The organism is Janthinobacterium sp. BHSEK (genome assembly GCF_056174685.1).
On record NZ_JBWBYV010000182.1, the window covers coordinates 1 to 1,614 of the forward strand.

General features: G+C 60.3%; 1 protein-coding gene. It reads left to right on the forward strand.

The window, feature by feature from the left end:
- Window positions 1–236: 236 nt before the first annotated feature.
- Window positions 237–1,614 (forward strand): heparinase II/III family protein (locus AC0V2Y_RS28170; protein ID WP_475418450.1); only part of this gene is annotated, 1,378 nt, incomplete at its 3' end.

Below are 1,614 nucleotides of genomic sequence, written 5' to 3' on the forward strand. Positions count from 1 at the left end.
CTATAGCGTTATCGGGCCATCTCCGTCAAATGGGTAAGTAAAATAGGCTTTCTCACAGGCATCATGCGTGGGGTGGGGGATGTTGCTCGGCGCCATAGACTTCGCAGTTTTGCTGCAATACGGTATTATCATGTCATTGAATTAATAATAATTCCACAAGGAAATTCCTGCCGGTGTGCATTGGATGCGCTTGAAGATGGCAGGCAACAACATGAAAAGAATGGAACGGTAAGGGTATGACGTCGATCGCATGGAAAATCAACCGCATGAAGCTGATGGGCGCACCCGAAATTGCCTGGCGGGTGCAGCAATTGCTGCAAAAAAAAGCCAGCAAACTGGGCATCGGCTTGCTGCGCCGCGTGCCAGCGCCGCAATTGACGCGTCTGGGCCTGCCCTTCCTGGCCGGTGACGGCCGCGACACGGATATCGCCTCCTTGCGCATCGCGGCCGATGCCGTGCTGGCGGGCCGCTGGAATGTCTTCGCCCTGCGTGGCGCGGAGCTGGGTTTTCCGCCGGAATGGAACCGCGATCCGAAGACAGGTACCGTGGCGCCGCTGACCTTGGGCAAGCAGATCGATTACCGCAGCGAAAAAGTGGTGGGCGATATCAAGTATCTGTGGGAGCCGAACCGGCACCTGGAGCTGGTGGCGCTGGCACAGGCGTGGACAGTGACGGGCGAGCAGCGCTACGCCGATGGCGCGCTCACCTTTCTGCAGTCGTGGTTCGAGCAATGCCCGTATCCCATGGGCGTGAACTGGACCAGTTCGCTTGAACTGGCGCTGCGCCTGTTGAACTGGGCTTGCGCCTGGGAATTGCTGGGTGGTGCGGCTTCGCCGCTGTTCCAGGGCGAGGCGGGGCAGCGTTTCCTGCAGCAGTGGCTTGCCGCCATCTACCAGCATGCCCACTTCATCGCCGGTTATTTTTCGCGCCATTCGTCAGCGAACAACCATCTGTTCGGTGAATACATGGGCTTGTTTGTGGCCAGTAGCGTGTGGCCTTGCTGGCCTGAAAGCGCGAAATGGCAGGCGCTGGCGCGCCAGGGGCTGGAAGAGGAGGCGCTCAAGCAAAATACGCCAGATGGCGTGAACCGCGAACAAGCCGTCTATTACCAGCATGAAGTGATGGACATGATGCTGCTGTGCCAGAGGATAGGGCAGGCCAACGGCGCGGGCTTTTCCGTGGCGTACCTGCAGCGCCTGGAGCGCCTGGCCGACTTTATCGCTTCTCTCATGGACGTGGAGGGCAACGTGCCGATGACGGGCGATGCCGACGATGCGCAGATGGTGCGCCTGGCGCACGAGGATGGCTGGCATCGCTACCGCTCGTTGCTGGCCAGCTGCGCCGTGTTGTTTGGCCGCGCCGACTTCAAGCGCAAGGCCATGCATTTTGACGACAAGAACCGCTGGCTGTTTGGTGTGGCGGGCTTGCAACAGTGGCAGGCGCTTGATGGCCGCTTGCCGGAGGCACCCGTGATGGCGTTTCCGGACGGCGGCTACTTTTTGCTCGGAAGCCAGTTTGGCACGGCCGATGAAGTGCGCCTGGTGGCAGACTGCGCACCGCTCGGCTACCTGTCCATTGCCGCGCATGGCCATGCCGATGCATTGGCCTTTACCC